Source organism: Paraburkholderia eburnea, from assembly GCF_002917095.1.
In the GTDB taxonomy this organism is placed as follows: domain Bacteria; phylum Pseudomonadota; class Gammaproteobacteria; order Burkholderiales; family Burkholderiaceae; genus Paraburkholderia; species Paraburkholderia eburnea.
This window is the reverse complement of record NZ_PQGA01000014.1, coordinates 19,207-42,282: the sequence shown is the minus strand read 5'-3', so window position 1 is coordinate 42,282 and position 23,076 is coordinate 19,207. Positions and strand designations below refer to the sequence as shown.

Annotated in this window: 28 protein-coding genes, 1 tRNA gene and 1 riboswitch; of the genes, 13 read left to right on the top strand and 16 right to left on the bottom strand. The window is 64.0% G+C overall.

What is annotated here, in order from left to right; translation table 11 throughout:
• The first annotated feature begins 65 nt into the window (after positions 1-65).
• Positions 66-647 (top strand): YceI family protein, encoded by a 582-nt coding sequence (locus tag B0G62_RS21910; RefSeq protein ID WP_103706310.1) that lies wholly within the window; start codon positions 66-68, stop codon positions 645-647.
• Between the two features lie 166 nt (positions 648-813).
• Here B0G62_RS21910 and B0G62_RS21905 read toward each other — a convergent pair whose 3' ends face one another.
• The 10 genes from B0G62_RS21905 to ydfG form a co-directional block, all read right to left on the bottom strand.
• A complete protein-coding gene (locus tag B0G62_RS21905; RefSeq protein WP_103706309.1) occupies positions 814-1,263 on the bottom strand; it encodes a BspC domain-containing protein in 450 nt (149 codons plus the stop codon).
• A 180-nt stretch (positions 1,264-1,443) separates the two neighbouring features.
• Positions 1,444-1,519: transfer RNA gene (locus tag B0G62_RS21900), tRNA-Lys, on the bottom strand.
• Between the two features lie 167 nt (positions 1,520-1,686).
• Complete coding sequence (gene ybgF / locus B0G62_RS21895) at positions 1,687-2,436, bottom strand: tol-pal system protein YbgF (protein WP_103706308.1); 750 nt, start codon at positions 2,434-2,436, stop codon at positions 1,687-1,689.
• Between the two features lie 24 nt (positions 2,437-2,460).
• Entirely contained in the window at positions 2,461-2,970 is a 510-nt protein-coding gene (gene pal / locus B0G62_RS21890; RefSeq protein ID WP_103706307.1) for a peptidoglycan-associated lipoprotein Pal, read from the bottom strand.
• Positions 2,971-2,988: 18 nt separating this feature from the next.
• Complete coding sequence (gene tolB / locus B0G62_RS21885) at positions 2,989-4,281, bottom strand: Tol-Pal system beta propeller repeat protein TolB (protein WP_103706306.1); 1,293 nt, start codon at positions 4,279-4,281, stop codon at positions 2,989-2,991.
• Between the two features lie 124 nt (positions 4,282-4,405).
• Complete coding sequence (tolA, locus tag B0G62_RS21880; RefSeq protein WP_103706305.1) at positions 4,406-5,413, bottom strand: cell envelope integrity protein TolA; 1,008 nt, start codon at positions 5,411-5,413, stop codon at positions 4,406-4,408.
• Positions 5,410-5,856 carry a protein TolR gene (gene tolR / locus B0G62_RS21875; RefSeq protein WP_103706304.1) on the bottom strand — a complete coding sequence of 149 codons (447 nt, stop codon included), beginning with the start codon at positions 5,854-5,856 and terminating at the stop codon, positions 5,410-5,412. Before tolR ends, tolA begins: the two co-directional genes overlap by 4 nt.
• A gap of 18 nt (positions 5,857-5,874) precedes the next feature.
• Entirely contained in the window at positions 5,875-6,552 is a 678-nt protein-coding gene (gene tolQ / locus B0G62_RS21870; protein ID WP_027817805.1) for a protein TolQ, read from the bottom strand.
• Between the two features lie 147 nt (positions 6,553-6,699).
• A complete protein-coding gene (ybgC, locus tag B0G62_RS21865) occupies positions 6,700-7,191 on the bottom strand; it encodes a tol-pal system-associated acyl-CoA thioesterase (protein WP_103706303.1) in 492 nt (163 codons plus the stop codon).
• Positions 7,192-7,256: 65 nt separating this feature from the next.
• The gene (gene ydfG / locus B0G62_RS21860) at positions 7,257-8,003 is read right to left on the bottom strand and encodes a bifunctional NADP-dependent 3-hydroxy acid dehydrogenase/3-hydroxypropionate dehydrogenase YdfG (protein WP_103706302.1); all 747 of its coding nucleotides are present in this window, start codon (positions 8,001-8,003) and stop codon (positions 7,257-7,259) included.
• A gap of 167 nt (positions 8,004-8,170) precedes the next feature.
• Positions 8,171-8,350, top strand: a riboswitch (ZMP/ZTP riboswitch).
• 160 nt (positions 8,351-8,510) lie between these two features.
• Between ydfG and glyA the strand changes: the two genes are divergently transcribed.
• The 7 genes from glyA to B0G62_RS21825 all read left to right on the top strand — a co-directional run bounded on the left by glyA (position 8,511) and on the right by B0G62_RS21825 (position 13,107).
• Complete coding sequence (glyA, locus tag B0G62_RS21855; protein WP_103706301.1) at positions 8,511-9,758, top strand: serine hydroxymethyltransferase; 1,248 nt, start codon at positions 8,511-8,513, stop codon at positions 9,756-9,758.
• Positions 9,759-9,776: 18 nt separating this feature from the next.
• Positions 9,777-10,259, top strand: a complete 483-nt coding sequence (nrdR, locus tag B0G62_RS21850; RefSeq protein WP_028220157.1) for a transcriptional regulator NrdR — start codon at positions 9,777-9,779, stop codon at positions 10,257-10,259.
• Between the two features lie 194 nt (positions 10,260-10,453).
• Positions 10,454-10,990: a GspH/FimT family pseudopilin gene (locus tag B0G62_RS21845; RefSeq protein WP_103706300.1), complete on the top strand. Its 537-nt coding sequence runs from the start codon at positions 10,454-10,456 to the stop codon at positions 10,988-10,990.
• On the top strand, positions 10,987-11,367 hold the full coding sequence (locus B0G62_RS21840) for a hypothetical protein (protein WP_103706299.1): 381 nt from the start codon (positions 10,987-10,989) through the stop codon (positions 11,365-11,367). Before B0G62_RS21845 ends, B0G62_RS21840 begins: the two co-directional genes overlap by 4 nt.
• Positions 11,364-12,167 carry a PilW family protein gene (locus tag B0G62_RS21835; RefSeq protein WP_103706298.1) on the top strand — a complete coding sequence of 268 codons (804 nt, stop codon included), beginning with the start codon at positions 11,364-11,366 and terminating at the stop codon, positions 12,165-12,167. Before B0G62_RS21840 ends, B0G62_RS21835 begins: the two co-directional genes overlap by 4 nt.
• Positions 12,164-12,661: a pilus assembly PilX family protein gene (locus tag B0G62_RS21830; RefSeq protein ID WP_103706410.1), complete on the top strand. Its 498-nt coding sequence runs from the start codon at positions 12,164-12,166 to the stop codon at positions 12,659-12,661. The genes B0G62_RS21835 and B0G62_RS21830 overlap by 4 nt, the downstream gene beginning before the upstream one ends.
• Positions 12,662-12,681: 20 nt before the next feature.
• Positions 12,682-13,107 (top strand): type IV pilin protein, encoded by a 426-nt coding sequence (locus tag B0G62_RS21825; protein WP_103706297.1) that lies wholly within the window; start codon positions 12,682-12,684, stop codon positions 13,105-13,107.
• A 33-nt stretch (positions 13,108-13,140) separates the two neighbouring features.
• On the opposite strand, the gene B0G62_RS21820 is transcribed toward B0G62_RS21825, so the two are convergent.
• From B0G62_RS21820 to B0G62_RS21810, 3 genes are all read right to left on the bottom strand, one after another.
• Positions 13,141-13,632 carry a DUF3318 domain-containing protein gene (locus tag B0G62_RS21820; protein WP_103706296.1) on the bottom strand — a complete coding sequence of 164 codons (492 nt, stop codon included), beginning with the start codon at positions 13,630-13,632 and terminating at the stop codon, positions 13,141-13,143.
• 19 nt (positions 13,633-13,651) lie between these two features.
• Entirely contained in the window at positions 13,652-14,035 is a 384-nt protein-coding gene (locus tag B0G62_RS21815) for a phage holin family protein (protein WP_103706409.1), read from the bottom strand.
• A 214-nt stretch (positions 14,036-14,249) separates the two neighbouring features.
• Positions 14,250-14,552 (bottom strand): ElaB/YgaM/YqjD family protein, encoded by a 303-nt coding sequence (locus B0G62_RS21810; RefSeq protein WP_027817793.1) that lies wholly within the window; start codon positions 14,550-14,552, stop codon positions 14,250-14,252.
• A gap of 453 nt (positions 14,553-15,005) precedes the next feature.
• On the opposite strand from B0G62_RS21810, the gene B0G62_RS21805 reads away from it, so the two are divergent.
• Complete coding sequence (locus B0G62_RS21805; RefSeq protein ID WP_103706408.1) at positions 15,006-15,644, top strand: peroxiredoxin; 639 nt, start codon at positions 15,006-15,008, stop codon at positions 15,642-15,644.
• An 82-nt stretch (positions 15,645-15,726) separates the two neighbouring features.
• Here B0G62_RS21805 and B0G62_RS21800 read toward each other — a convergent pair whose 3' ends face one another.
• Positions 15,727-16,917, bottom strand: a complete 1,191-nt coding sequence (locus B0G62_RS21800; protein WP_103706295.1) for an acyl-CoA dehydrogenase — start codon at positions 16,915-16,917, stop codon at positions 15,727-15,729.
• Positions 16,918-17,043: 126 nt separating this feature from the next.
• Here B0G62_RS21800 and B0G62_RS21795 point away from each other — a divergent pair, with 126 nt between their 5' ends.
• Positions 17,044-17,853, top strand: coding sequence for an IclR family transcriptional regulator (locus B0G62_RS21795; protein ID WP_181315590.1), 810 nt, complete (start codon positions 17,044-17,046; stop codon positions 17,851-17,853).
• Between the two features lie 82 nt (positions 17,854-17,935).
• Here B0G62_RS21795 and argF read toward each other — a convergent pair whose 3' ends face one another.
• The gene (gene argF / locus B0G62_RS21790) at positions 17,936-18,865 is read right to left on the bottom strand and encodes an ornithine carbamoyltransferase (protein WP_103706293.1); all 930 of its coding nucleotides are present in this window, start codon (positions 18,863-18,865) and stop codon (positions 17,936-17,938) included.
• 546 nt (positions 18,866-19,411) lie between these two features.
• Here argF and B0G62_RS21785 point away from each other — a divergent pair.
• A complete protein-coding gene (locus tag B0G62_RS21785; RefSeq protein WP_103706292.1) occupies positions 19,412-19,759 on the top strand; it encodes a DUF3579 domain-containing protein in 348 nt (115 codons plus the stop codon).
• Positions 19,760-19,916: 157 nt separating this feature from the next.
• On the opposite strand, the gene rpsT is transcribed toward B0G62_RS21785, so the two are convergent.
• Complete coding sequence (gene rpsT / locus B0G62_RS21780; RefSeq protein ID WP_103706291.1) at positions 19,917-20,180, bottom strand: 30S ribosomal protein S20; 264 nt, start codon at positions 20,178-20,180, stop codon at positions 19,917-19,919.
• Between the two features lie 463 nt (positions 20,181-20,643).
• On the opposite strand from rpsT, the gene murJ reads away from it, so the two are divergent.
• Both murJ and B0G62_RS21770 read left to right on the top strand, forming a co-directional pair.
• On the top strand, positions 20,644-22,194 hold the full coding sequence (gene murJ / locus B0G62_RS21775; protein WP_103706290.1) for a murein biosynthesis integral membrane protein MurJ: 1,551 nt from the start codon (positions 20,644-20,646) through the stop codon (positions 22,192-22,194).
• A 5-nt stretch (positions 22,195-22,199) separates the two neighbouring features.
• Complete coding sequence (locus B0G62_RS21770) at positions 22,200-23,039, top strand: SirB1 family protein (RefSeq protein ID WP_103706289.1); 840 nt, start codon at positions 22,200-22,202, stop codon at positions 23,037-23,039.
• Positions 23,040-23,076: the final 37 nt, after the last annotated feature.

Here is a 23,076-nt window from a genome sequence, read left to right as displayed (position 1 = left end):
TGTTGGCCCTGCGTTTTCCCCTCCGTTCATCCTTTCGTTTCTTCCGTAACAGGACCCACGCTTTCATGAAAACCACGATTTTCGCCGCCGCCGCGCTGGCCGCCGCCCTTGCTACGCCGGCATTCGCCGCCGCCACGACCTACAACCTCGACCCGACGCACACGTACCCGAGTTTCGAGACCGACCACTTCGGCGGCGTCTCGGTTTGGCGCGGCAAGTTCACGAAGAGCTCGGGCACCGTCGTGCTCGACACCGCCGCGAAGACCGGCACGGTCGACGTGACCATCGACGCATCGTCGATCGACACGGGCAACAAGGCGCTCGACAAGCACGTCAGCTCGGCGGAAATGCTCGACGCGGCCAAGTACCCGACGGCGGTCTACAAGGGCACCTCGATCAAGTTCGACGGCGACAAGCCCGTCGAAGTGATCGGCACGTTCACGCTGCACGGCGTGACGAAGCCGCTGAACCTGAAGATCGACTCGTTCAAGTGCTTCCAGAACCCGATGCTCAAGCGCGAAGTGTGCGGCGCCGATGCGACCGCCCAGTTCGACCGCTCGGACTTCGGCGTGAACTATGGCCAGGCTTATGGCTTCAAGATGCTGACGACGCTGCAGATCCAGGTCGAAGGCGTCAAGGCGGACTAAGCGCACAATCAGCGCGCAATCAGCGCCGCATTTCGTTGCGGCAAAAAGCCCGTGCGTGAAAGCGCACGGGCTTTTTGCTTTTTCGGGGCGTGAAAACGCGCAGTACAACCAGGCAATGTGCGCGCACGTTGATAGCGCGCCAGCGCGCTTTTGCGGTCCTGCTGGATCAGTGAATCGGCGAGCTTTCGTGCATCGTGCGCGGCGAAAGCGCCACGTCGACCACATGCGTGCGCCAGATGCCGCACGTTGCTTTCACTGGCACCCAGGCGTACTTGCCGCGCACTTTCGCGAAGGCGCGCAGATGGATGAGCGTGTCGATGGACGACACCCGTGGCGCCGCATCTGATGACGCCGATACCGGCGCGATCGCGCTGGCGGGCACAGGGCTTTCGACGTTCGCGGTGAGTGCGCGACGGTCGGGCACGAGCAGCGAATCGTAGCGTTGCGCCTTGTGCACCCATTCGTCGAGCGCGGCGACGCAGTTCACGACGGCGTCGGGCACGCGGATGCGGCGCAGATACTCGTAATCTTCGGGAGGAGCCTGAACCTGCGCCTGAACGCGCAGACTGACCCAGAGCAGCGCGACGAGAGCGCAGGCGAGAGTCGGGAACTTCATGATGACGTGGCCTGTGCAGCGGGTGAGGAGAACAGCGGGGAGGGCGCGAGTATACACGTTGGCGCTGCCGAGGCCGTGCCGGCTTTGCTCGTTCCATCGCCCCACGCCTGGCAGCGGAGAAAAACGGCTGCAGAAAGCAAAAAGCCCGGTCGCAATGACCGGGCTTTTTACCTGAAGCTTTGGTAGGCCGTACGGGATTCGAACCTGTGACCAACGGATTAAAAGTCCGCTGCTCTACCAGCTGAGCTAACGACCCAAAAGAGAAGCGGGAGTATAGCGAGATACCCGGAGGCTGTCAACTAACCCGCGCGCCAAAAATAGAAAAAGCCCGGAAACACGTCAAACCAGCCGACGCTTTCCGGGCCCTTCGAACTTCATTGCAGGCGACAGGCAAGCGGTAACAAGCCTATCGCCGGCAGCGCGTTACTTCAGCTGCGAGAGCTTGCTTTGCGCCGCCTGCGCCACATCCGAACTGCCGTACTGCGCAACGATCTGCTCGAGCGTGCGTTTGGCCGCAGCCTTTTGCCCCTGCTCGATCTGATTGTTCGCAATCGCCATCAGCGCCTCAGGCGCGCGCGGATGCTGCGGATACTTGCTGACTACGTTCTGCCAGGTCGCGGTCGACCCCTTGTAGTCCTTCAGTGCGTAGAGTGCGTTGCCGAGCCAGTACTGCGCGGTCGGCTGATACGGGCTCTGCGGATACTTCGAGATGAAGCTGCGGAACGACGCGGCGGCCTGCTTGAAGTCGCCGTTACGAAACTGCGTGGAGGCAGAGTTGAACGCATCCATCTCACCCGGCTGAACCGTGCCCTGCACGCCGTCCACGGTTTCCTGCTGCGGCTCGAACTTCTTGAGACGCGTATCGAGGTCCGTGTAGTAGTCCTTCTGCTGCTTCGCAAGTGTCGTCAGCTCATTGCCGAGGTCCTCGTTCTGTCCGCGCAACGTCGCGACCTGCTGGTTGAGCTGGTCGATACGGTTGGACTGATCGAGGATCGTGCGCTGCGCGGCCGACAACTGGCTGTTCAGATTGTCCGTCTTCGCACGCAGGTCGAGAATCGCCTGGCGCGCCTGATCGTCATCGAAGAGACCCGCGTGGGCCGGCATCGCCGAAAAGGCGACGCCGGCCACGCAGGCGGCTGCGGCAAAGCGCAGCGGGGAGAAACGGTGCGACATACGCCCCTTCATCCAATGCTCAAATTACTGTTGGTACACGAGGTCAGCACGGCGGTTCTGTGCCCACGATGCTTCGTCGTGGCCGGTCGCCAGCGGCTTTTCCTTGCCGAGGCTGACGGCTTCCATCTGCGAATCCGGCACGCCCATCAGCGACAGGGCCTTACGGACGGCTTCAGCACGCTTCTGGCCCAGTGCCAGGTTGTACTCGCTCGTGCCGCGCTCGTCGGTGTTGCCCTGGATCAGGACGTGACGTTCCGGATGCGTCTTCAGGTACTGTGCATGTGCCTGGATCACGCTCTGGTAGTCATCCTTGACTGCGTAGCTGTCGAAGTCGAAGTACACGCTGCGCTTGGCGAGCGGGCTGTTCGGATCGTTCAGCGGATCGACGTTGACCTGTGCGACTGCGTTCGGGTTCGGCTGCGTGCTCATCGAGCCGGCGTTCGCGTTTTCATCGGCTTTCGGAGCCGACTTGCACGCTGCCAGCGCACCGATCATCAAGACGGCCAGGCCCAGGCGGACTTTGTTTGACATCATTGTTGCTCTCCTGAAGTGTTATTGCATAAAAGGACCCCAGGACGGCTCGCGTACGCTGCCGCCCTGAACGGACAGGATTTGCCGCGTACGACCGTCGGTCGAAACAGCAGCCAGCACGCCACGGCCGTTCACCTGTGTGGCGTAAAGAATGTACTGACCGTTCGCCGCGAAGCTGGGCGATTCGTCATGTGTCGTGTCGGTCAGGGCGGTCGCTACGCCGGACTGCAGATCCTGAATGTACAGCTTAAATCCGCCACCCGTGCGCGAAATGTACGCCAGTTGTTTGCCGTCCGGGCTGACCCGCGGACTCGTGTTATAGCCGCCGGTAAACGTCACGCGTTGCGCCGAACCGGCGTTTTCGCCCTGTGCTGACATCCTGTAAATCTGCGGCTGGCCACCGCGATCGCTCGTGAAGTAAATCGAGCGTCCGTCAGGAGAGTAGGTGGGTTCCGTGTCGATCGTCGTGCCTTGCGTCAGGCGGCGCAGACCCGAGCCGTCGGCATTGACGGCGAAGATCTGCGTATTGCCCGTGCGCGAGAGGGCGACGGCCAGCGTGCGCCCGTCCGGCGACCAGGCCGGCGCCGAGTTGTTGCCCTTCTGATCCGAGATGATGACGCGCCGCCCCGTGGGCAGGTCATGCACGTAGACGATGGGCTTCTTCTTTTCGAAAGAAACGTAGGCGACCTTGGTGCCGTCGGGCGACCAGGCCGGCGAGATGATCGGCTCGGGGCTCGACAGCGCGATGTGCGCGTCCTGGCCGTCGGAGTCCGAAATCTGCAACTGATAGCGGCCGCCCGTCTTGATGACGTACGACAGACGCGTGGCGAATACGCCGCGGTCGCCCATCAGCTTCGCGTAGATGTAGTCCGCGACCTTGTGCGCGCTCATGCGCAGGCCGGCGGGCGGGCTTTGCAGCACGAGGCCGCCGAGGCTTTCGCCCTTCACGGTGTCGTAGAGCTTGAAGCGCACTTCGTACTGGCCGTTCGGCAGCTTGTTTACGCTGCCCGCCACGAACGCGTTGGCGCCCTTGGCCTTCCAGCCGCCGAGGTCGACCGAATCGTTTTCCGAGACCGGCGTGCTGCCCGCGTCGACGTTCGTGAACTTGCCGCTGCGTGCGAGGTCGGCGCGCACGATGGCGGCCACCTGCTGCGGTGAGTTGGCCTCGCCGGCGAAGGTCGCCGTGGCGATCGGGAACTGGGTGGAGCCCACGCCGGTGACGAGGACGTTGAGTTGTGCGTTCGCGGCGCCGCCGACTGCGATCAGGCAGGACGCGACGAGGGTACGCAGGCCAAGCTTCGTCATCAAACTCATGCTGTGCTGTTTCCTGAAAAAGCGATATTTGTCACATCGCGGGACAGCAGACAGACCCGAAACGCATCGATTCGTTCCTTGCCTGCTGTCGCGCGCCAGCTTTCCTGTGCTCTGACTTGCGCCGTCAACCTGCCGGGCGCAAGGTAATCTTGAAGCTCGACGGCGTCTTGCCGTCGGTGTCCTGCGGCATCGGGTCCGAGCGCTGGACCGCACGCAACGCGGCGTCGTCCCAAGACGAATTCCCGCTGCTACGCGTGATCGTTGCCGAAAGCAGCGTGCCGCTCGGCGCGCAGTGCACCGAGACCACCGTTTCCAGGCCCGCTGTGTCGCCGGCCCAGACGATGTTCGGACGCACGCGCCGCTGCACCTTCTCCGCATAACCCGCCGAAGCCGCGTTGCCGCCGGAACCGCTGCCGGTGCCGCTCTTCGCCAGACCGTTGCCGCTGGAGCCTTCGCCGCCGCCCATCGCACCTTGCATCTGCGCGATGCGCGCGCGCCGTTCGGCGTCCATCTTCTTCGCCTGGGCGTCGGCCTGCGCCTTGGCCTTGGCGGCCTTGTCGGCGTCGGCCTTCTTCTGGGCGTCGAGCTTCGCCTGCTTCTGCTGCTGTTGTTCTTCCTGCTGCTTCTTGAGCGCGTCTTGCTGCTGCTGTTGCTGCTTGAGCTTTTCGGCGGCCTGTTGTTGCTCTTGCTGCTGTTGCTTGAGCTTCGCCTGCTTTTGCTGCGCAGCCAGTTGCGCGGCCTGTTGGGCAGCGAGTTGCTGCTGACGCTTCGCTTCGGCTTCCTGCTGCTGCTTCACACGCTGCTGTTCGGCCAGTTGCGCCTCGCGTGCCGCTTCCTGCTGCTTACGCTTTTGCTGCTGCAACGCGATGTCGGCGTCTTCCGTTTGCGGCGGCGGCGGGGCAGGCTGTACCGGTACGGGCGGCGGCAAGGGCCTGGGCGCGGGCGTGGACAGGTCCGGGACCTCGGTCCACAGTTCCGCCTCCTCGCCCGCCGGCGTGCTGTTTTGCCAGTGGATACCGTGATAGAGGAAGAAGCCGAGCAGCACGTGCATGACCACGGCGAGCGCTATAGCACGTCCCGTGCCGCGCTCGCGCGGTGGCTGCAACGGATACGATTCGTTCTTCCGGATCATTGCGATTTGACGAGCAGTCCGACACGTTTGACGCCGCGCGCCTTCAGATCGGACATCACGTTCATCACCGTCTCGTACTTGACGGCCTTGTCGGCGGCGATCACGACCGGCTGGTCGGGATGGCTCTGCTCACGATCGGCGACAAAACTATTGAGATCGGCGCGCGACATGGTTTCCTGCTGCGTGGCGCCCGAGTCATCCTTGTAGCGTACGCTCAGATTGCCGTCGGGGCGAATGTTCACCACCACGGGCGGTACCTGTTGCTGCTGCGACGCGCCGCCGACGGTCGGCAGATTGACGATGGACGGCGCCACGAGCGGCGCGGTCACCATAAAGATCACGAGCAGCACCAGCATCACGTCGATGTACGGCACGACATTGATGTCGGCCATTGCACGGCGCGAGCGGCTGCCTCGCATGCTCGAACGCATTGAGCCTGCCATCTTCGACTCCTTTGAAGATTAGTGGGCCTGACGCTGCAGGATGTTCGAAAACTCTTCGATGAAGGTTTCGAAGCGGATCGCCAGACGGTCGATGTCGTGCGCGTAGCTGTTGTAGGCGACGACGGCCGGGATCGCGGCGAACAGACCGATCGCGGTAGCCGTCAGCGCTTCGGCGATGCCGGGCGCGACGTTCGCGAGCGTGGCCTGCTGCACGTTGGCGAGACCGCGGAACGCGTTCATGATCCCCCAGACCGTGCCGAACAGACCAATGTACGGGCTGACCGAGCCGACCGAGGCGAGGAATGAGAGATTCGCTTCGAGCGCATCCATCTCGCGCTGGAACGCTGCGCGCATCGCGCGGCGTGCGCCGTCGAGCACGAGGCTCGGGTCGTTCAGGCGTTTCTCTTTGGCCTTGAGGAATTCGCGCATGCCCGACTCGAAGATACGCTCGAGCGCGCCGATCGTGTGACGGTTGTTGGCCGCGCTTTGATACAGCGCCTGCAGGTCGCCGCCCGACCAGAAGTCGCGCTCGAAGCGCTCGGTTTGCCTGCGCGCGCGGCGGATGGCAAACCACTTGCGGAAGATGAAAGTCCAGGAAATCAGGGAAAGCAACAGGAGCAGTCCCATCACCGCCTGTGCCAGTATGCTCGCATTAAGAACGAGAGAAATGATCGACAGATCTTGTGTAGTGTTCATAGAGGTTCGGTGTAACGTCCCGGGAGGGGCGAGCGGCTGCAAGACAATGCGAAGCTTCCCGAAGGCAAACAGCAAGGCTGCAGCCGAACCCAGCTTGGTCCTGCAATGACCGACGCGAGTTCACTGGCGTCGTATCAACGGCAATAGTTAAGTTGTCGTTGACACAGCGGGTAAGACTTTCTTCATGCCACGTTCCAAAGCATCGAAAACGGGGCCTGGAATAGCGGCCGGGCGCATCGCGGCGCCGTCGACGCAGGCGACACGGATTTTGCCCGTCGCCAGCAGCGTTTCGCCGCGCCACGCCTCCTGCATGAAGTCCACAGAAGCGCGGCCGAGTTTGTCGAGGCGGCTCACGACTGTTACGACATCGTCCAGACGCGCGGGCGCCCGGTAGTCGAGCGCCGTGCTGCGCACGACGAAGAGCGTGCCGGATTCCTCGGCGAGCCTGCGCTGATCGACGCCGCACGCGCGCAGCCATTCGGTGCGCGCGCGCTCGAAGAACTTCAGGTAGTTCGCGTAGAACACGATGCCGCCGGCGTCGGTGTCTTCGTAGTAGACGCGGACCGGCCATGTAAAACCTTCCGCGGCCTGCGATGGAGCCGCATCCGGCTTGCTGGTGGATCTTTCCATGCCGCGCATTCTACCGGAACGAGCCTGCGTTACGCCGTTCGGACGACTGAGCTAAGAAAGTGTTCTGAAAGCTTTCAGCCGCGGTGGATGTTGAGGCCTGCAAAGCTCTGCGCGACGGGCATCAGTTCGATCGTATTGATGTTGACGTGCGCGGGACGCGTGGCGATCCAGTAGATCGAATCGGCGATGTCCTCGGCCGTGAGCGGTTCGACGTCCTTGTAGACATTGGCCGCCTTGGAGTCGTCGCCCCGGTAGCGCACGTTCGAGAATTCGGTGCCGCCGCACAGGCCCGGTTCGATGTCCGTCACGCGCAGCGCCGTACCCGCAAGGTCGGCGCGCAGGTTCAGGCTGAACTGACGCACGAACGCCTTGGTCGCGCCGTAGACGTTGCCGCCGGCGTAAGGCCAGCGGCCCGCGACCGAACCCAGATTGAAAATGTGGCCGCGGTTGCGCTCGACCATGCCGGGCAGGAAAGCGTGGGTGACCTGCACCAGACCCGTGCAGTTGGTGTCGATCATGGTTTCCCACTCGTCGAGATCGGCCTTCTGGGCCGGTTCGACGCCGAGCGCGAGCCCCGCGTTGTTGACGAGGACGTCGATATTGGCGAAATCGGCGGGGAGGGCGGCCGGTGCGGCTTCGACGGCGGCGCGGTCGCGCACGTCCAGCTCGAACGGCAGCAGCGCGTCACCCAGTTCCGCGGCGAGGGCGTCGAGGCGGTCCTTGCGGCGCGCGGTGGCGACGACGCGGTGGCCGCCCTTGACGAAGGCTCGGGCGATGGCGGCGCCAAATCCTGCTGATGCGCCGGTGACGAAGACAATCATGGTGGCTCCCTGGTCGGTAGAAGGCGAGGAAAGGGGAAAGCCTACTTCCAATGCCGCGCTGCGGCAAGGAAGCGGCAACACCCGCGCAAGCCGCGCCAGTCGTGCCTCACGGGGCGCGAAGGCGGTCCGGTTGCCTAATATGGGCGCATCCAATACACTAACGCGCTCAATCCCTGCGTGACTGGCGATAGGGTTCCCGAAGGGGCGGCGTTGCGACTGCGCGTGTGATCGCGGTTGTAACAATTGCCCGTCAAGCTGCGCAAAGCGCGGCGCGATCAGGAACTCAAGGTGGAACGACCCACCGTGAAGCGCGGGGTGCCGTTTTGCCGTTCGCCTGGGCAGCCGAGATCCGCGCGCTTTCAATAGCGCTGCACGGGCTGTCCTGCCTCGCGTGTGCGGCACCTTTTTCCGCCACGCCAAGGCTGGCCTCTTCGCCAGCAGCGCCGCGTACCCGCTACGCGTTCCGCGCGAGACCCGGTCAACCTGAACACACTTAACGGAACCCGTATGTTTGACAGAGCCGAAAGCACCATCGCCAAAGTCGATCCCGAACTCTTCGCCGCGATCGAACTTGAGAACCGCCGTCAGGAAGATCACATCGAACTGATCGCGTCGGAAAACTACACCTCGCCCGCCGTCATGGCCGCGCAGGGCTCGCAGCTCACCAACAAATACGCCGAAGGCTATCCCGGCAAGCGTTACTACGGCGGCTGCGAAAACGTCGATGTCGTCGAGCAGCTCGCGATCGACCGTGTGAAGGCGCTGTTCGGCGCCGAAGCCGCCAACGTGCAGCCGAACTCGGGTTCGCAGGCCAACCAGGGCGTGTTCTTCGCCGTGCTCAAGCCGGGCGACACCATCATGGGCATGAGCCTCGCCGAAGGCGGTCACCTCACGCACGGCATGGCGCTGAACATGAGCGGCAAGTGGTTCAACGTCGTCAGCTACGGCCTGGACGCGAACGAAGACATCGATTACGAAGCGCTGGAGCAGCGCGCTCACGAAACCAAGCCGAAGCTCATCATCGCGGGCGCGTCGGCGTTCGCGCTGCGCATCGACTTCGAACGCATCGCCAAGGTCGCCAAGGCCGTGGGCGCGTACTTCATGGTCGACATGGCGCACTACGCGGGCCTGATCGCCGCGGGCGTCTACCCGAACCCGGTGCCGCACGCCGACTTCGTCACCACGACCACGCACAAGAGCCTGCGCGGCCCGCGCGGCGGCGTGATCCTGATGAAGGCCGAGCACGAAAAGGCCATCAATTCGGCGATCTTCCCCGGTATCCAGGGCGGCCCGCTGATGCACGTGATCGCCGGCAAGGCGGTGGCGTTCAAGGAAGCCGCGACGCCGGAATTCAAGACCTATCAGCAGCAAGTGGTCGAGAACGCCCGCGTGCTGGCCGAAACGCTGGTCAAGCGCGGTCTGCGCATCGTCTCGGGCCGCACGGAAAGCCACGTGATGCTGGTCGACCTGCGCGCGAAGAACATCACGGGCAAGGCAGCGGAAGCCGTGCTGGGCGCCGCTCACATCACGGTCAACAAGAACGCGATCCCGAACGATCCGGAAAAGCCGTTCGTGACCTCGGGCATCCGCCTGGGTTCGCCGGCGATGACCACGCGCGGTTTCGGCGTGAAGGAAGCCGAGCAAGTGGGCAACCTCATCGCCGACGTGCTGGAGAACCCGGAAGACGCAGCGACGATCGAGCGCGTGCGCGCACAGGTCTCGGAGCTGACCAGGCGTTTCCCGGTCTACGGTTAAGACAGGCGCCGAGCCAGTATGCGCTGCCCCTTCTGCCGGCATGAAGACACGCAAGTGGTGGACTCGCGCGTGTCCGAGGACGGCGCCGCGATCCGGCGCCGCCGTCGCTGCCCGGCCTGCGACAAGCGTTTCACGACGTACGAGCGGGTCGAGCTGGCGATGCCGGCCATCGTCAAGAAGGATGGCAGCCGCACGGAATTCGACCGCCGCAAGATCATGGCGAGCATGCAACTGGCGCTGCGCAAGCGGCCCGTTGCTGCCGACGCGATCGACGCGGCGGTTGCCCGCATCGAGTATCAATTGCTCGGTAGCGGCGAGCGCGAAGTGCGCAGCGAGCGTCTTGGCGAGCTTGTGATGGGCGAGCTGCGCGAGCTCGATAAAGTGGCCTTCGTGCGTTTTGCGTCCGTGTACCGGCGCTTCGAGGACGTCTCCGAATTCGAGGACGTGATCGAGGAATTCCGCCGTGCGAGCGGCGCGGCCACGCCGCCCAAGAAGCGCTGAACGACGGCGCCGCGCTTGCACGCGTGTTTGCAGGCGCATTTCTTCCTTCCGCATTTCCCTTCTCCTTGCCGTTGCTCGTGACCCTCGCATTCTCGCGAGCGGATCGCGTGCGCGATAGCTAGCCGTTCGGCTAATTGTTCCGTTTCGCGTTGATCGATAAATTGATCGCAATCCCTCAACGATAAGGATTGCAGATGAAACAGCGCGGCTTCACCCTGCTGGAGACGATGGCCGTGATTGTCCTGATCGCGATCTGCGCGAGTGCGAGTGCGCCCGCGTTTGTCGCGTGGCGCGTGCGCGATCAGGTCGATGCGCGCGCGAATGCGCTGCTGGGCACGCTGTCTTACGCGCGCAGCGAAGCGATCCGGCGCAAGGCGCGCGTGTCCGTGTGCCGGATCGACACGACGCGCCAGTGCCTCCCGGCGGGCAAGCGTTGTCCGTCAGGTTTGGCCGACTGGTCGTGCGGCTGGGCGGTGATGGCCGAGCGTGCGGGCGCGTCGGTGCTGTTGCGCATGCAACCGTCGCTCGACGAGATCGGCGTGGCGTCCACGCTCACGACGCTGACTTTCACGCCGCCCGCGGGACAGACGATCGGCAGTCTGCGCAATTTCGAGATCGCGCCGCGTGTTTCGTCGACCTCCACGCGCGGTGCTGCCTGGCGGCGTTGCATACGTGTCGCGGCGGGTGGCCGCGCGCGCATCAGCGACGGAGCGTGTGGAGCTGCGTCATGAGCCGGCGTGCGCAGGATGGTTCGGCGCTGCTTGAAGTCTCGCTGGCGATGGCGTTGATGGCGGCGTGCGGTTTGGGCCTGCTGAGCGCGCAGCTTGGTCTCGCGCGACATGCTTCGGCCAGCGCGATGCTTGCGCGTGCTGCGTTTGCCGTCGATGCGGTGGGCGAAGCGGCGCTTGCAAGCGGCGCGGCTGCGCGCGATCAATGGCGTGCGCGCGCTGCCACGCTTGTGCCGAACGGGCAGGTGAGTGTCTCAGGCTCGCAGATTGCACTTTCATGGGCCGCGCCGCGCGATGAAGCTGCGCCGGAGGCCGGCTGCACTGACGCAATAGCAACAGAAGAAGGCCGGGTATGCGTTGCGCTCGCGTTTGCGCCATGAGGCGCCTCTTGCCGCGTGGGCATGGGCGCGGGGGAGCGGGGCACACGCTGCTGGAATTCACGATCGCGCTCGCGCTTGGGCTGATTGTGATCGTCGGCGCTGTCGCAGCTTATCGTTCGCAGCGCCAGGCATTTGCGTATGCGACCGACGCCGCGCGAATCCACGAGGCGGGCGTGAACGCCCTGACGCTCATCGGCGAACAGATCCAGATGGCCGGCTTCGTATCCGCCGACGATACCGCCGCGCTTTCAGGGCCGCCGATTTTCGGCTGTACGGCGGGGCGTCCCACGGGCGCCATCGCGAACCTGAGCTGCGAGACCTTGTCGGGCCGCTCGGACGGCATCGCGGTGCGCTATCGCGGCGACGCCGAATCGACATGGCTCGCGGCCAATGGGGAGGTCACCGATTGCCTTGGGCAAGCGGTCGGTGCGTCGCCGGGCGAGGTGCTCAACCGCTTTCACGCCAAAACCAGTACGTCGACCGGCGAGCCCGAGCTTTATTGCGAGGGCACCGGCAAGATCGGCACGGCGCAGCCGCTCGTGGAAGGCGTCGAGCGCTTGCGGTTGCGCTACTGGATCACCGGCGCGGCGCAGGCCGTGGACGCCGCCACGATGTCGCGTGAGAGCTGGGACGGGGTTGTCGCCGTCGATCTCTGCGTGCTCGTGCGTGGCGCGGCCCTCGGGCGTCGCGTGCGCTACGTCGATTGCGACGGCGCATCGCTTGCGGCCAGCGACGGACGCGCTCGCCAGGCGTTCTGGCGGCATGTGGTGCTGCGCAACGTGCTGTGGGCGCAATCATGAGACTCGCGAGAAAGCCCGAGCGCGGCGTCGCGTTGCCGGTCGTGTTGCTGATCGCCTCGATGATGCTGGTGACGTCGGCGGCATGGTTTGAAGCGGCACTTTTCGAAGGGCGCAATGCTGCCGCCGTCCTCGATCAACTGCAGTCCTTTCACGCCGCCGATGGGGCTTTGATGCTTTGCTCGCGTGCGTTGATCGACGGCGCGGCCTCGGTGTCGCCGGCACAGGCCGGCGAGCCGCAGCAATGGCGGCGTCAGGACAGCTTCGAGGCATTCGCGACAACGCCAGCGTCCGCGTGGCCCGGTTCGGTACGCGCACCGCAATGTCTCGTGGAAGCCTGGCGTATCGAAACGCGGCCCGCCGCGCGCGCCTGGCTCATCACGGCGCGAGGCTTCGGCGCGACGCAAGACGCGCAAAGCTGGCTGCAAATGCAGATCGTGCTCGACGGCGCGCATGTCGAGCGTCATTGGCGGCGCGTCGTCGCGCGGCCCTTTTGAGGAGCGGGAGAGAGCAAGCGATGCGACGCGTTGCCCATGGCTTTACGTTACTGGAGATGATGATCGCGCTGGCCGTCGCCGCTATTGTCGCGGCATTCGCGCTGCCGGGTTGGCATAGCCAGATTGCCCGCGGCCATCGCATCGATGCCGTCGCGGCGCTCTATCGCGCGGCGCAGTATGTCGATGCGCAAGGGGCTGCGGCTGCGTCGCTGCCGGCGGGCATCGACCAGGCGCCGCCGTCCGGCAACGCGGTTTATCGGTTGAAGCTGAGGGCAGCGGATGAAGCGAATGGCGGCTATGCGATCGTGGCGTCGCCCACGCAGTCAGGGCCGATGCGCGACGACCCGTGCGGCGCATTCGTGCTCGATGCGAATGGCGTGCGCAGCAACGAAGAAGCATCGGGCATGAGCCCCGCCACGCGCGACTGCTGGAAAGACCATGGATGAGCACGCGCTCGGGCCGGCAGCCCAGGCATCGGCTCAACCCGTGAGATCGTCCTCTTCGGACGCGGCGCGGCGGGCGGTGCCAGCATCGCGCTGACGGCGCATCTGCTGCCACACGCGCCAGGCTTCATACGCGGTAAAGGCGAGGCCGCCCCACTTGACGACGGGCTTCGCTGCCGAGGCGATGCCGTCGCGCAGCGGCTTTGCCACCACGAGCGAGATGAGCGAGCTCAAGAGCGGGTATTGCTTGAGCAGATTGCCGAAGCCGCCGCCCAGCGCACCCATGGCGCCCGTCGAACCCGACGCGCTCGCGGCTGCGCGGCCAAAGCCCGGCACGAGAAAGCGCAGCCAGCTGAAGTGCGTGACGGACTCGCGCAATTCGATGATCGAGACGGCCATTTCGGCGCGTTCGACGCTCGCGCGCACGAGCAGCAGTTCCTTGCGCAGTGCGCGCATCTGCGGCGTCGAGAGATCGCGGCTGTGCGGGCGCGTGGGGCGGAAAGCTTGATCCGGTCGAAGTTGGCTCATGGGGCTCAGGGCGTCGATGCTAGGGTTTGCGAAGGATTTCGCGGTCTTTCTCGAATTCTTCGAGCGTCGCCTGGAAGACCAGCGGCGCATTGCGCAGTCCCTGGCGCGCCTTGAGTGCGCAGACGAGGGCGGCGAGCGCGTAGACGAGCGTGATCCCGGCAAGCGCCTGCCAGCGCCAGGTGTCCCAGAACGCGATCGCGATGAGCGCGGTCAGCGCGATCAACGCCATGGTCGCCAGCATCATCGCCGCGAGTCCGAGAAAGAGCACGCCCAGCAGGCGTTCCTTTTCTTCGGCCAGTTCGATGCCGATCAGTTCGAGCCGCGTCTGGATGATCGAGAACGCGGAGCCGAGGAGACGGCGCAACGGCCCATGTTCGTGCTGCGAGCGGGTGTCTGTCGTCATGGCGAGTGAAAGTTGCGCCAACGCATGCGTGTTGGCGGGCGCGCCCAAGCTGCGCGAAAAAGCGCCCAGAAAAGACAGGCCGGTGTGGCGCACCGGCCTGCTGGTTGAGCGCCGGGCCGAAGCGGTTCGCGCCGATGCTCGTCGGCTTGCCATGGCACAGGCGCGAACGGCCCGCCAGGCGGCGCGGCGGCCGTCTGACGGAAGGCTTCGGCGCTTACTTGCGGTTGATCAGCAAGCCCACGAGCACGCCGACGCCGGCAGCGATGCCGATCGATGTCCACGGATGTTCGTGTACGTAGTCATCGGTCGCACGCGCAGCCTTCTTGCCCTTCTCGACGACGACGACCTGAACGTCCGCCGCCTTTTCCTTCGCCTGCTTCAGGCGCGAGAGGGCCGTTTCGCGTAGCTCCGAAGCCCGTTCGCCCGTGGCGCTCGCCGCTTGCTTGAGCAGGTCCTCTGCATCCGCGAGGACGGTTTTGATATCCGACATCAGCCTCTCCTTATTGACTTCTGACATTGACTGGCTCCCATCGTGTCACATTACGCGTGAATCGTAACAAAGATACGGGCGCTGGCAAGCGTGGCGCGCCGCCCACGCTGTCCGTTCGTCGATAAACCGACGCACGATTCGTTCCTGCAAGTGCGATTTTCGCTGTTGAATCAAGGATGGCGCGTAGGCACTGCGCTTGCGGTACCGCTTCCAGTCTGCGCGACGAAAAGCGCCAGGCAAAGACAGGGAGATGATCTGGCACGTAAAGTTTTCGCGCCGGATTTCAAAATTACAAAAACTCATACCAGTGTGAACCGATGTTCGTTCGCGGGGCATGAGCCTGCCCTGTATGCTTCATTGTCGTGAATGTCCACCGGCGCATCGCTCGCTTCGCGCCAGCATGGCAACGCATCGCGTCACATTGGATCAACGGGCGGGCCGACCCAGGTGCCGCCCACTTCGTTCAAAGGAACCCGCACCATGAGTCTTCGTCTTGGCGATATCGCACCCGACTTCGAGCAGGATTCGAGCATTGGCCGCATCAAGTTTCATGAGTGGCTCGGCAATAGCTGGGGCGTGCTGTTCTCGCATCCGGCCGACTTCACGCCGGTCTGCACGACCGAACTTGGCCTGACCGCCAGGCTCAAGGACGAGTTCGAGAAGCGCAATGTGAAGACCATCGCGCTGTCGGTGGATAACGCCGAGTCGCACAACGAATGGATCAAGGACATCAACGAAACCCAGGCCGCGAGCGTGGGCTTCCCGATCCTCGCGGACGGCGATCGCAAGGTGTCGACGCTGTACGACATGATCCATCCGAATGCGAACGAGACGCTGACGGTGCGCTCGCTGTTCGTGATCGATCCGAACCGGAAGGTACGCCTCATCATCACATACCCGGCAAGCACGGGCCGCAATTTCGACGAGATCCTGCGCGTGATCGATTCGCTGCAATTGACCGACCATTACCAGGTCGCGACGCCGGGCAACTGGAAGCAGGGTGACGACGTGGTGATCGTGCCGTCGCTCAAGGACGAAGAAGTCATCAAGCAGAAGTTCCCGAAGGGCTACAAGGCGCTGCGTCCGTATCTGCGTCTCACGCCGCAGCCGAACAAGTAAGCACCCACCGCGTTCGCCAAAAGCAAAAGCGCCGCACGTGAGATCGTGCGGCGCTTTTTTTAAACTGAAGCGAAGAGAGCGCTTAGAAGAACGCCTGGATGCCCGTCTGCGCGCGGCCGAGGATCAGCGCGTGGATGTCGTGCGTGCCCTCGTAGGTGTTCACCACTTCGAGGTTCACGAGGTGGCGCGCCACGCCGAATTCGTCCGAGATGCCGTTGCCGCCCAGCATGTCGCGCGCGAGGCGCGCAATGTCCAGCGACTTGCCGCACGAGTTGCGCTTCATGATCGACGTGATCTCGACGGCGGCCGTGCCTTCATCCTTCATGCGGCCCAGACGCAGGCAGCCTTGCAGGCCGAGCGTGATTTCCGTCTGCATGTCGGCGAGCTTCTTCTGGATCAACTGGTTGGCGGCGAGCGGGCGGCCAAACTGCTTGCGGTCGAGCACGTACTGACGCGCCGTGTGCCAGCACGATTCCGCCGCGCCCAGCGCCCCCCAGGCGATGCCGTAGCGCGCCGAATTCAGACACGTAAACGGTCCGCGCAAACCCTTCACGCCCGGCATGAGGTTTTCTTCGGGCACGAACACTTCGTCTAGCACGATCTCGCCCGTGATCGAGGCGCGCAGCCCGACCTTGCCGTGGATCGCCGGCGCCGACAGACCCTTCCAGCCTTTCTCCAGAATGAAGCCGCGGATGTCGTCCTTGCCGTCTTCTTCGAGCTTGGCCCAGACGACGAACACGTCGGCGATCGGCGAGTTGGTGATCCACATCTTCGCGCCCGAGAGCGAATAGCCGCCGTTCACTTTTTTCGCGCGCGTGACCATGCTGCCCGGATCGGAGCCGTGGTTCGGCTCGGTCAGGCCGAAGCAGCCGATCCACTCGCCGCTCGCGAGCTTCGGCAGATACTTCTCCTTCTGCGCGTCCGAGCCGAATTCGAAGATCGGCACCATGACGAGCGACGACTGCACCGACATCATCGAGCGATAGCCCGAATCCACGCGTTCGACTTCGCGCGCGATCAGGCCGTAGGCGACGTAGTTGAGACCCGGGCCGCCGTACTGCTCGGGAATCGTCGGGCCGAGCAGGCCGAGTTCGCCCATCTCGCGGAAGATCGAGGCGTCGGTTTTCTCGTGGCGGAACGCTTCGACCACGCGCGGCAACAGCTTGTCCTGCGCATAGGCGGCGGCGGCGTCGCGCACCATGCGCTCGTCTTCGGTGAGCTGCTGGTCGAGCAGCAGCGGGTCTTCCCAATGGAACTGGGCGTGTGCGGCCATGGTGTCTCTCCTGAGTCTCGTAACCGGATTAGGGCGATTTGCGCTTGACTTTGGTTCCGCTAGGCGGAACAATGTTTTGCAAATTGACCTTAGTGTATCACCAGCCCGCTCATGTCTGCATCCGAAATGAATTCGTCCCCCGCCTCTTCTTCGTTCGCGTCGGCGCTGGCCTCCGGGCCGATCGACGAGCGCAAATTCGTCGTGGCGCTTGCGCGCGGGCTGGAATTGCTGCGCGCCTTCCGCCCCGGCGAGACGCTGCTCGGCAACCGCGATTTCGTCGAGCGCACCGGCCTGCCGAAGGCGACCGTGAACCGGCTGGCGTACACGCTTACCGTGCTCGGCTACCTGCGCTTCGACGAATCGCTCGGCAAATACGCGCTCGACGCCGGCGTGCTGTCGCTGGGTTTCGCGCTGCTCTCGGGCACCGACACGCTTGAGCTTGCGCGTCCGCACCTGCGCGCCTTTGCGCGCGAGGTGGGCGCGGCCGTGTCGCTGGGCTGCCGCGACGGTCTGGACGTGACCTATCTGGAGACGATCCGCAGCGAAACGGCGCTCACGCTGGGCCTCGCATCGGGTTCGCGGCTGTCGATGCTGACGAGTTCGATGGGGCGCGCGTATCTGGCGGTGCAGCCGCTCGACGTGCGCGCGGCGCTGTTTGCGGAGCTGGAAAAGGCGGCGGGCGAGGACGGCCCGGCCCAGGTCGCGGCGGCAAAGCGCGAGATCGAGAACTTTGCGCGGGAGGGCGCGTGTTTTTCGTTTCGCGACTGGCACGAGGACGTCAACGCCGTGGCCGTGCCGTTTCGCGAGCCGCGCGAGCGGCGCTGGCTGGTGCTCAGTTGCAGCGGGCCGGCGTCGTCGATGGGGCCGGATGTGTTCCGTGAGCGGGTCGCGCCGCTCTTGAAGTCGTTGGCGCGGCGGCTGGGCGAGACGGTTTGAAGCCCCGCTGGATCAGCTGCCGATAAAGAAAAAGCCGGGAGACGTTCCCGGCTTTCTCTTTTCGCGAAGCGATGCGGCTGGCTCAGTGATTGAGCTTGCCCAGCAGCAGGAATTCCATCAGCGCCTTCTGGACGTGCAGACGGTTTTCCGCCTCGTCCCAGACCACGCTCTGCGGGCCGTCGATCACCTCGGCGCTTACTTCCTCGCCGCGGTGCGCGGGCAGGCAGTGCATGAAGAGGGCGTCGGCGTTGGCGCGCGCCATCATCTCGGCGTCCACGCACCAGTCGGCGAAGGCCTGCTTGCGCGCTTCGTTTTCGGCTTCGAAGCCCATGCTGGTCCACACATCGGTGGTCACGAGATCGGCGCCCGCGCAGGCTTCGTTCGGATCGTCGAACACGGCGATGAACGGTTCGCTTCCCTTGGCGACCAGCGCCGGGTCGAGCTGATAGCCCGGCGGCGTGGAGATGCGCAGCTTGAAGTCGAGGATCTGCGCCGCTTCGATCCACGTGTAGAGCATGTTGTTGGCGTCGCCGACCCACGCCACGGTCTTGCCGCGGATCGGGCCGCGATGCTCGTAGAACGTGAAGATGTCAGCCAGCACCTGGCAGGGGTGGTACTCGTTGGTGAGGCCATTGATGACCGGCACGCGCGAGCTTTCCGCAAAGCGCTTGATGATATCCTGGCCGAACGTGCGGATCATGATGATGTCGACCATGCGCGAGATGACCTGCGCGGAGTCCTCGATCGGCTCGCCGCGGCCAAGCTGCGTGTCGCGCGTGTTCATGAACACTGCATGGCCGCCGAGCTGGAAGATGCCCGCTTCGAAAGAAAGGCGCGTGCGCGTCGAATTCTTCTCGAAGATCATCGCGAGCGTGCGGTCGTGCAGCGGATGGTAGGTCTCGTAGTTCTTGAATTTGCGCTTCAGGATGCGCGCGCGCTCCAGCACATAATCATATTCTTCAAGAGAGAAATCCGAGAACTGCAGGTAATGGCGTATGGTGCGGGAGGTCATGAAGCGAAAATGGCGCCCGATCCGGCCTTCGAACTGCAGGAGAGGGCCGGCGGCGCCGCTGCGGTTGGTGGTAAGTCAAAGCAGCATAAAGGATTTTGCGGAATTTGACGAGTTGGCCGAAAGATCGCGCGGACAGGATCGCGGGATCGCGCGTCGATGTCGTCAACGTTGTGCGAGGGGCTAAAACTGGCTCCGGCCCGGCCGTCAAGTGTCTTGTGTGCGGTGCGTCAAAAGGTGCGCTGCGCTATAATCCGCTAGATTTCTCAGGCACGACTGCAGGCTCGCAGAGCCAGACGCCGCGCAAGACGCGAGGCCCGCGGGAGCGGCCTGTGCGCTGGCCGGCAGGGTGCCGCGACCGCAATGCCGGGCGTCCTGAACGCGGTGCATTCGCCGTTGCGCCAAGGCGATCCGATGCCGGTTGGAGTGCGCGGACGACGTGATCCTGCCCTTGTTCGTTGCGCCGAGAATCGAGCCCAAAGCTGAGCCAAAAGCGCAGCCGCGCCAAAAGCCGAGCCGCGCGCCGCGACGTCACACAGGTACTCCTACATGGCCGAAGAAGCCCCAACCGAATACTTCATTCAAGGCATCACCAGCAAAGGGAAGAAGTTTCGTCCGAGCGACTGGTCGGAGCGTCTGGCGGGTGTGATGTCGAGCTTCGGGCCGATGGGGTCGGCGAACGCACGCGGGCCGAACGCCCATCTGCGCTATTCCCTCTATGTGCGCCCGACGATGATCGGCGACCTCAAGGTGGTGGTGCTCGATTCGCGCCTGAAGGACATCGAGCCGATGGCGTTCAATTTCGTGCTGAACTTCGCGAAGGACAACGATCTCGTCGTGACCGAGGCCTGCGAACTGCCGCACGATCACGCGACCCAGCAGGGCGGGGCGCGATAACCCAGGGTGCTTTCGCCGCCCGCGTAAGGGAAAGAGAACAACCCGCTCAAGCGGGTTTTTTTTACGTCTGCACTCGCGCCGGAGCACAACGCTCGCGGGCACAAAAAAACCCGCCGAAGCGGGTTTTTCGTACAGCGTCAGGTCGAACCTGAATCGCTTAGGCCATTGCCTTGACAGCAGCAGCCAGGCGGCTCTTATGACGAGCGGCCTTGTTCTTGTGGACGATCTTCTTGTCCGAGATGATGTCCAGCGTCTTTGCCGAAGCCTTCAGGATTTCAGCAGCAGCGGCCTTGTCGCCAGCGTCGATAGCCTTGCGCACAGCCTTGATAGCCGTACGGAACTTCGAGCGCAGTGCCGAGTTGTGCGAGTTTGCCTTGGTGGCTTGACGTGCACGCTTGCGTGCTTGTGCGGAATTTGCCATTACATGTCCTTGAGTTTTCAGGGCGCGTACTTGCCGACACCCCTTGCCTGGATTCGCGCTTCGGGCCATACCCCAAAGCACAAAACGGTATTTGCCGGGTTTGCGACGTTTTTGCCTGACATCGCTTGCCGGCCACGTCCCTTGTGCCAAAGCGCCAGCGAGCCGTTGACGGACCGCCGCACACTTCCTTTCCGGAACGCGTACTTGCCTTTTTCTTGCTTTTCCAGATCCGAATCAGACCGGGAATCGACGATTATAGCAACGAAATCATGGACGTGGCAATCGCGCCCGTCCAGGCGACGGCAAAGGGTGAGGGGCAGAACGTCTTTTGCGCGATGCGGTCACAATGCTCGCGCACCGCAACGGCAAGCATTGCAAACCGTGCGTTGTTTCGAATCGTTACGCTTGCTGCCACGCCGCACATCGGCGATCGGCCAGATGGCACCCGTATAATAAGCGCCCCATGAATCTATTCCGAGCCCTGCTGACGGTCAGCGGCTTCACGCTGCTGTCGCGCGTGACCGGACTGGCCCGCGAGACGCTGATTGCCCGAGCATTCGGCGCGAGTCAGTACACCGACGCCTTTTATGTCGCGTTCCGCATTCCCAACCTGCTGCGCCGCATTTCGGCCGAAGGCGCGTTTTCGCAGGCCTTCGTGCCGATCCTCGCGGAGTTCAAGAACCAGCAGGGCCATGACCCCACGCGCGCGCTCGTCGATGCCACCTCGACCGTGCTCGCCTGGGTGCTCGCCTTTCTGTCGGTGCTGGGCATCGTCGGCGCATCGTTTGTGGTGACTGTGGTCGCGTCGGGCCTCAAGAGCGACGGGCAGGCTTATCAGCTTGCCGTCACGATGACGCGCATCATGTTCCCGTACATCGTGTTCATTTCGCTGACGTCGCTCGCGTCCGGCGTGCTCAACACGTACAAGCAGTTCTCGCTGCCCGCGTTCGCGCCGGTGCTGCTCAACGTCTCGTTCATCGTGGCGGCGGTGGCCTTCGCACCGCGCATGCATCAGCCCGTCTACGCGCTCGCGTGGGCCGTGATCGTCGGCGGCGTGCTGCAGTTCCTCGTGCAGTTGCCGGGGCTCAAGCGCATCGACATGATGCCGCGCATCCACCTGAATCCGCTCAAGGCGCTCGCGCATCGCGGCGTCAAGCGCGTGCTCGCGAAAATGGTGCCCGCGATGTTCGCGGTGTCGGTCGCGCAGATCAGCCTGATCATCAATACGAACATTGCCTCGCGTCTCGGGCCGGGCGCCGTCTCGTGGATCAACTACGCCGACCGCCTGATGGAGTTCCCGACGGCGCTGCTGGGCGTGGCGCTCGGCACGATCCTGCTGCCGTCGCTGTCGAAAGCACACGTCGATGCCGATCCGCACGAGTATTCGGCGCTGCTCGACTGGGGCTTGCGCGTGACCTTCCTGCTGGCCGCACCGTCCGCCGTCGCGCTGTTCTTTTTCGCCGAGCCGCTGACGGCGACGCTGTTCCACTACGGCAAATTCGACGCGAATTCGGTCATCATGACGGGCCGCGCACTCGCGGCGTACGGCGTGGGCCTGGTCGGCCTCATCCTCATCAAGATCCTCGCGCCCGGTTTCTACGCGCGCCAGGACATCAAGACGCCCGTGAAGATCGGCGTGGGCGTGCTGGTCGCCACGCAGATCAGCAATTACATTTTCGTGCCGATCTTTTCGCACGCGGGCCTCACGCTTTCCGTGGGTCTTGGCGCCTGCATGAACGCGCTGCTGCTTTTCATCGGGCTGCGGCGGCGCGGCATCTATATGCCGTCTGCGGGCTGGTCAACGTTCTTCGTGCAACTGATCGGGGCATGCCTCGTGCTGGCCGGAGCCATGCACTGGTGCTCGATCAGCTATGACTGGATTGGCCTGCGCCACGAGCCGCTCGCGCGCATCCTGCTGCTCGGCTCCTGTCTCGTGCTGTTCGCGACGCTATATTTCGGTATGCTTTGGCTGATGGGCTTCAAATACGGCTACTTCAAGAGGCGCACGAAGTGACGACGATGAACTCGCGGGTGCTCGACTATTTCAGCGCGCTCGTCGCGGAAGACGAAAGCCTGCCGCTCACCGAAGCGGCGCTGTCGATCGCGCAGGATGCCTATCCCGACCTCGATCTGCAAGGCACGCTCGCCGAAATCGACGAGCTTGCGCTGCGTGTGAGCCGGCGTCTGCCCGAAGGCGCCGACGTGCGCCAGCAGATCGCATTTCTGAACCGTGTGTTCTTTCGCGAGATGGGCTTCGCGGCCAATCTCAACGACTACTTCGATCCCGACAACAGCCATCTGCATGTCGTGCTGCGCCGCCGGCGCGGCATTCATGTGTCGCTTGCCGTGCTGTATCTGGAGATCGCGAGCCAGTTGGGCCTGCCGGTGCAGGGCGTGGCGTTTCCCGGGCACTTCCTGCTGCGCGTTTCGTTGCCCGACGGCGACGCGATGCTCGACCCGACCACGGGCCGCGCGCTCACCGAATCCGACATGGTCGAAATGCTCGAACCGTACGTGGCGAATGCAGGCGATTCCGTCGCCCGCGCGCTGCGCATGCTGCTCGAACCGGCCACGCGGCGCGAAATCGTCGCGCGGATGCTGCGCAATCTGAAATCGGTGTATCTGCAGACGGAACGCTGGGAACGCCTGCTGGGCATTCAGCGGCGCCTCGTGATCCTGCTGCCGGACAACGTCGAGGAAGTGCGCGACCGCGGCTTCGCCTACGCGCGGCTCGATTACGTGCGGCCCGCGCTGGAGGATCTGGAGGCCTATCTCGACGAGCGCCCGGATGCCGACGACGCCACCGTCGTCGAAACGCAGTTGCAGGAGCTGCGCCAGCGTATGCTCGACAACGACTGAAGCACCACGTTCAAACGCTCCAGCAAAAAAGAAAGCC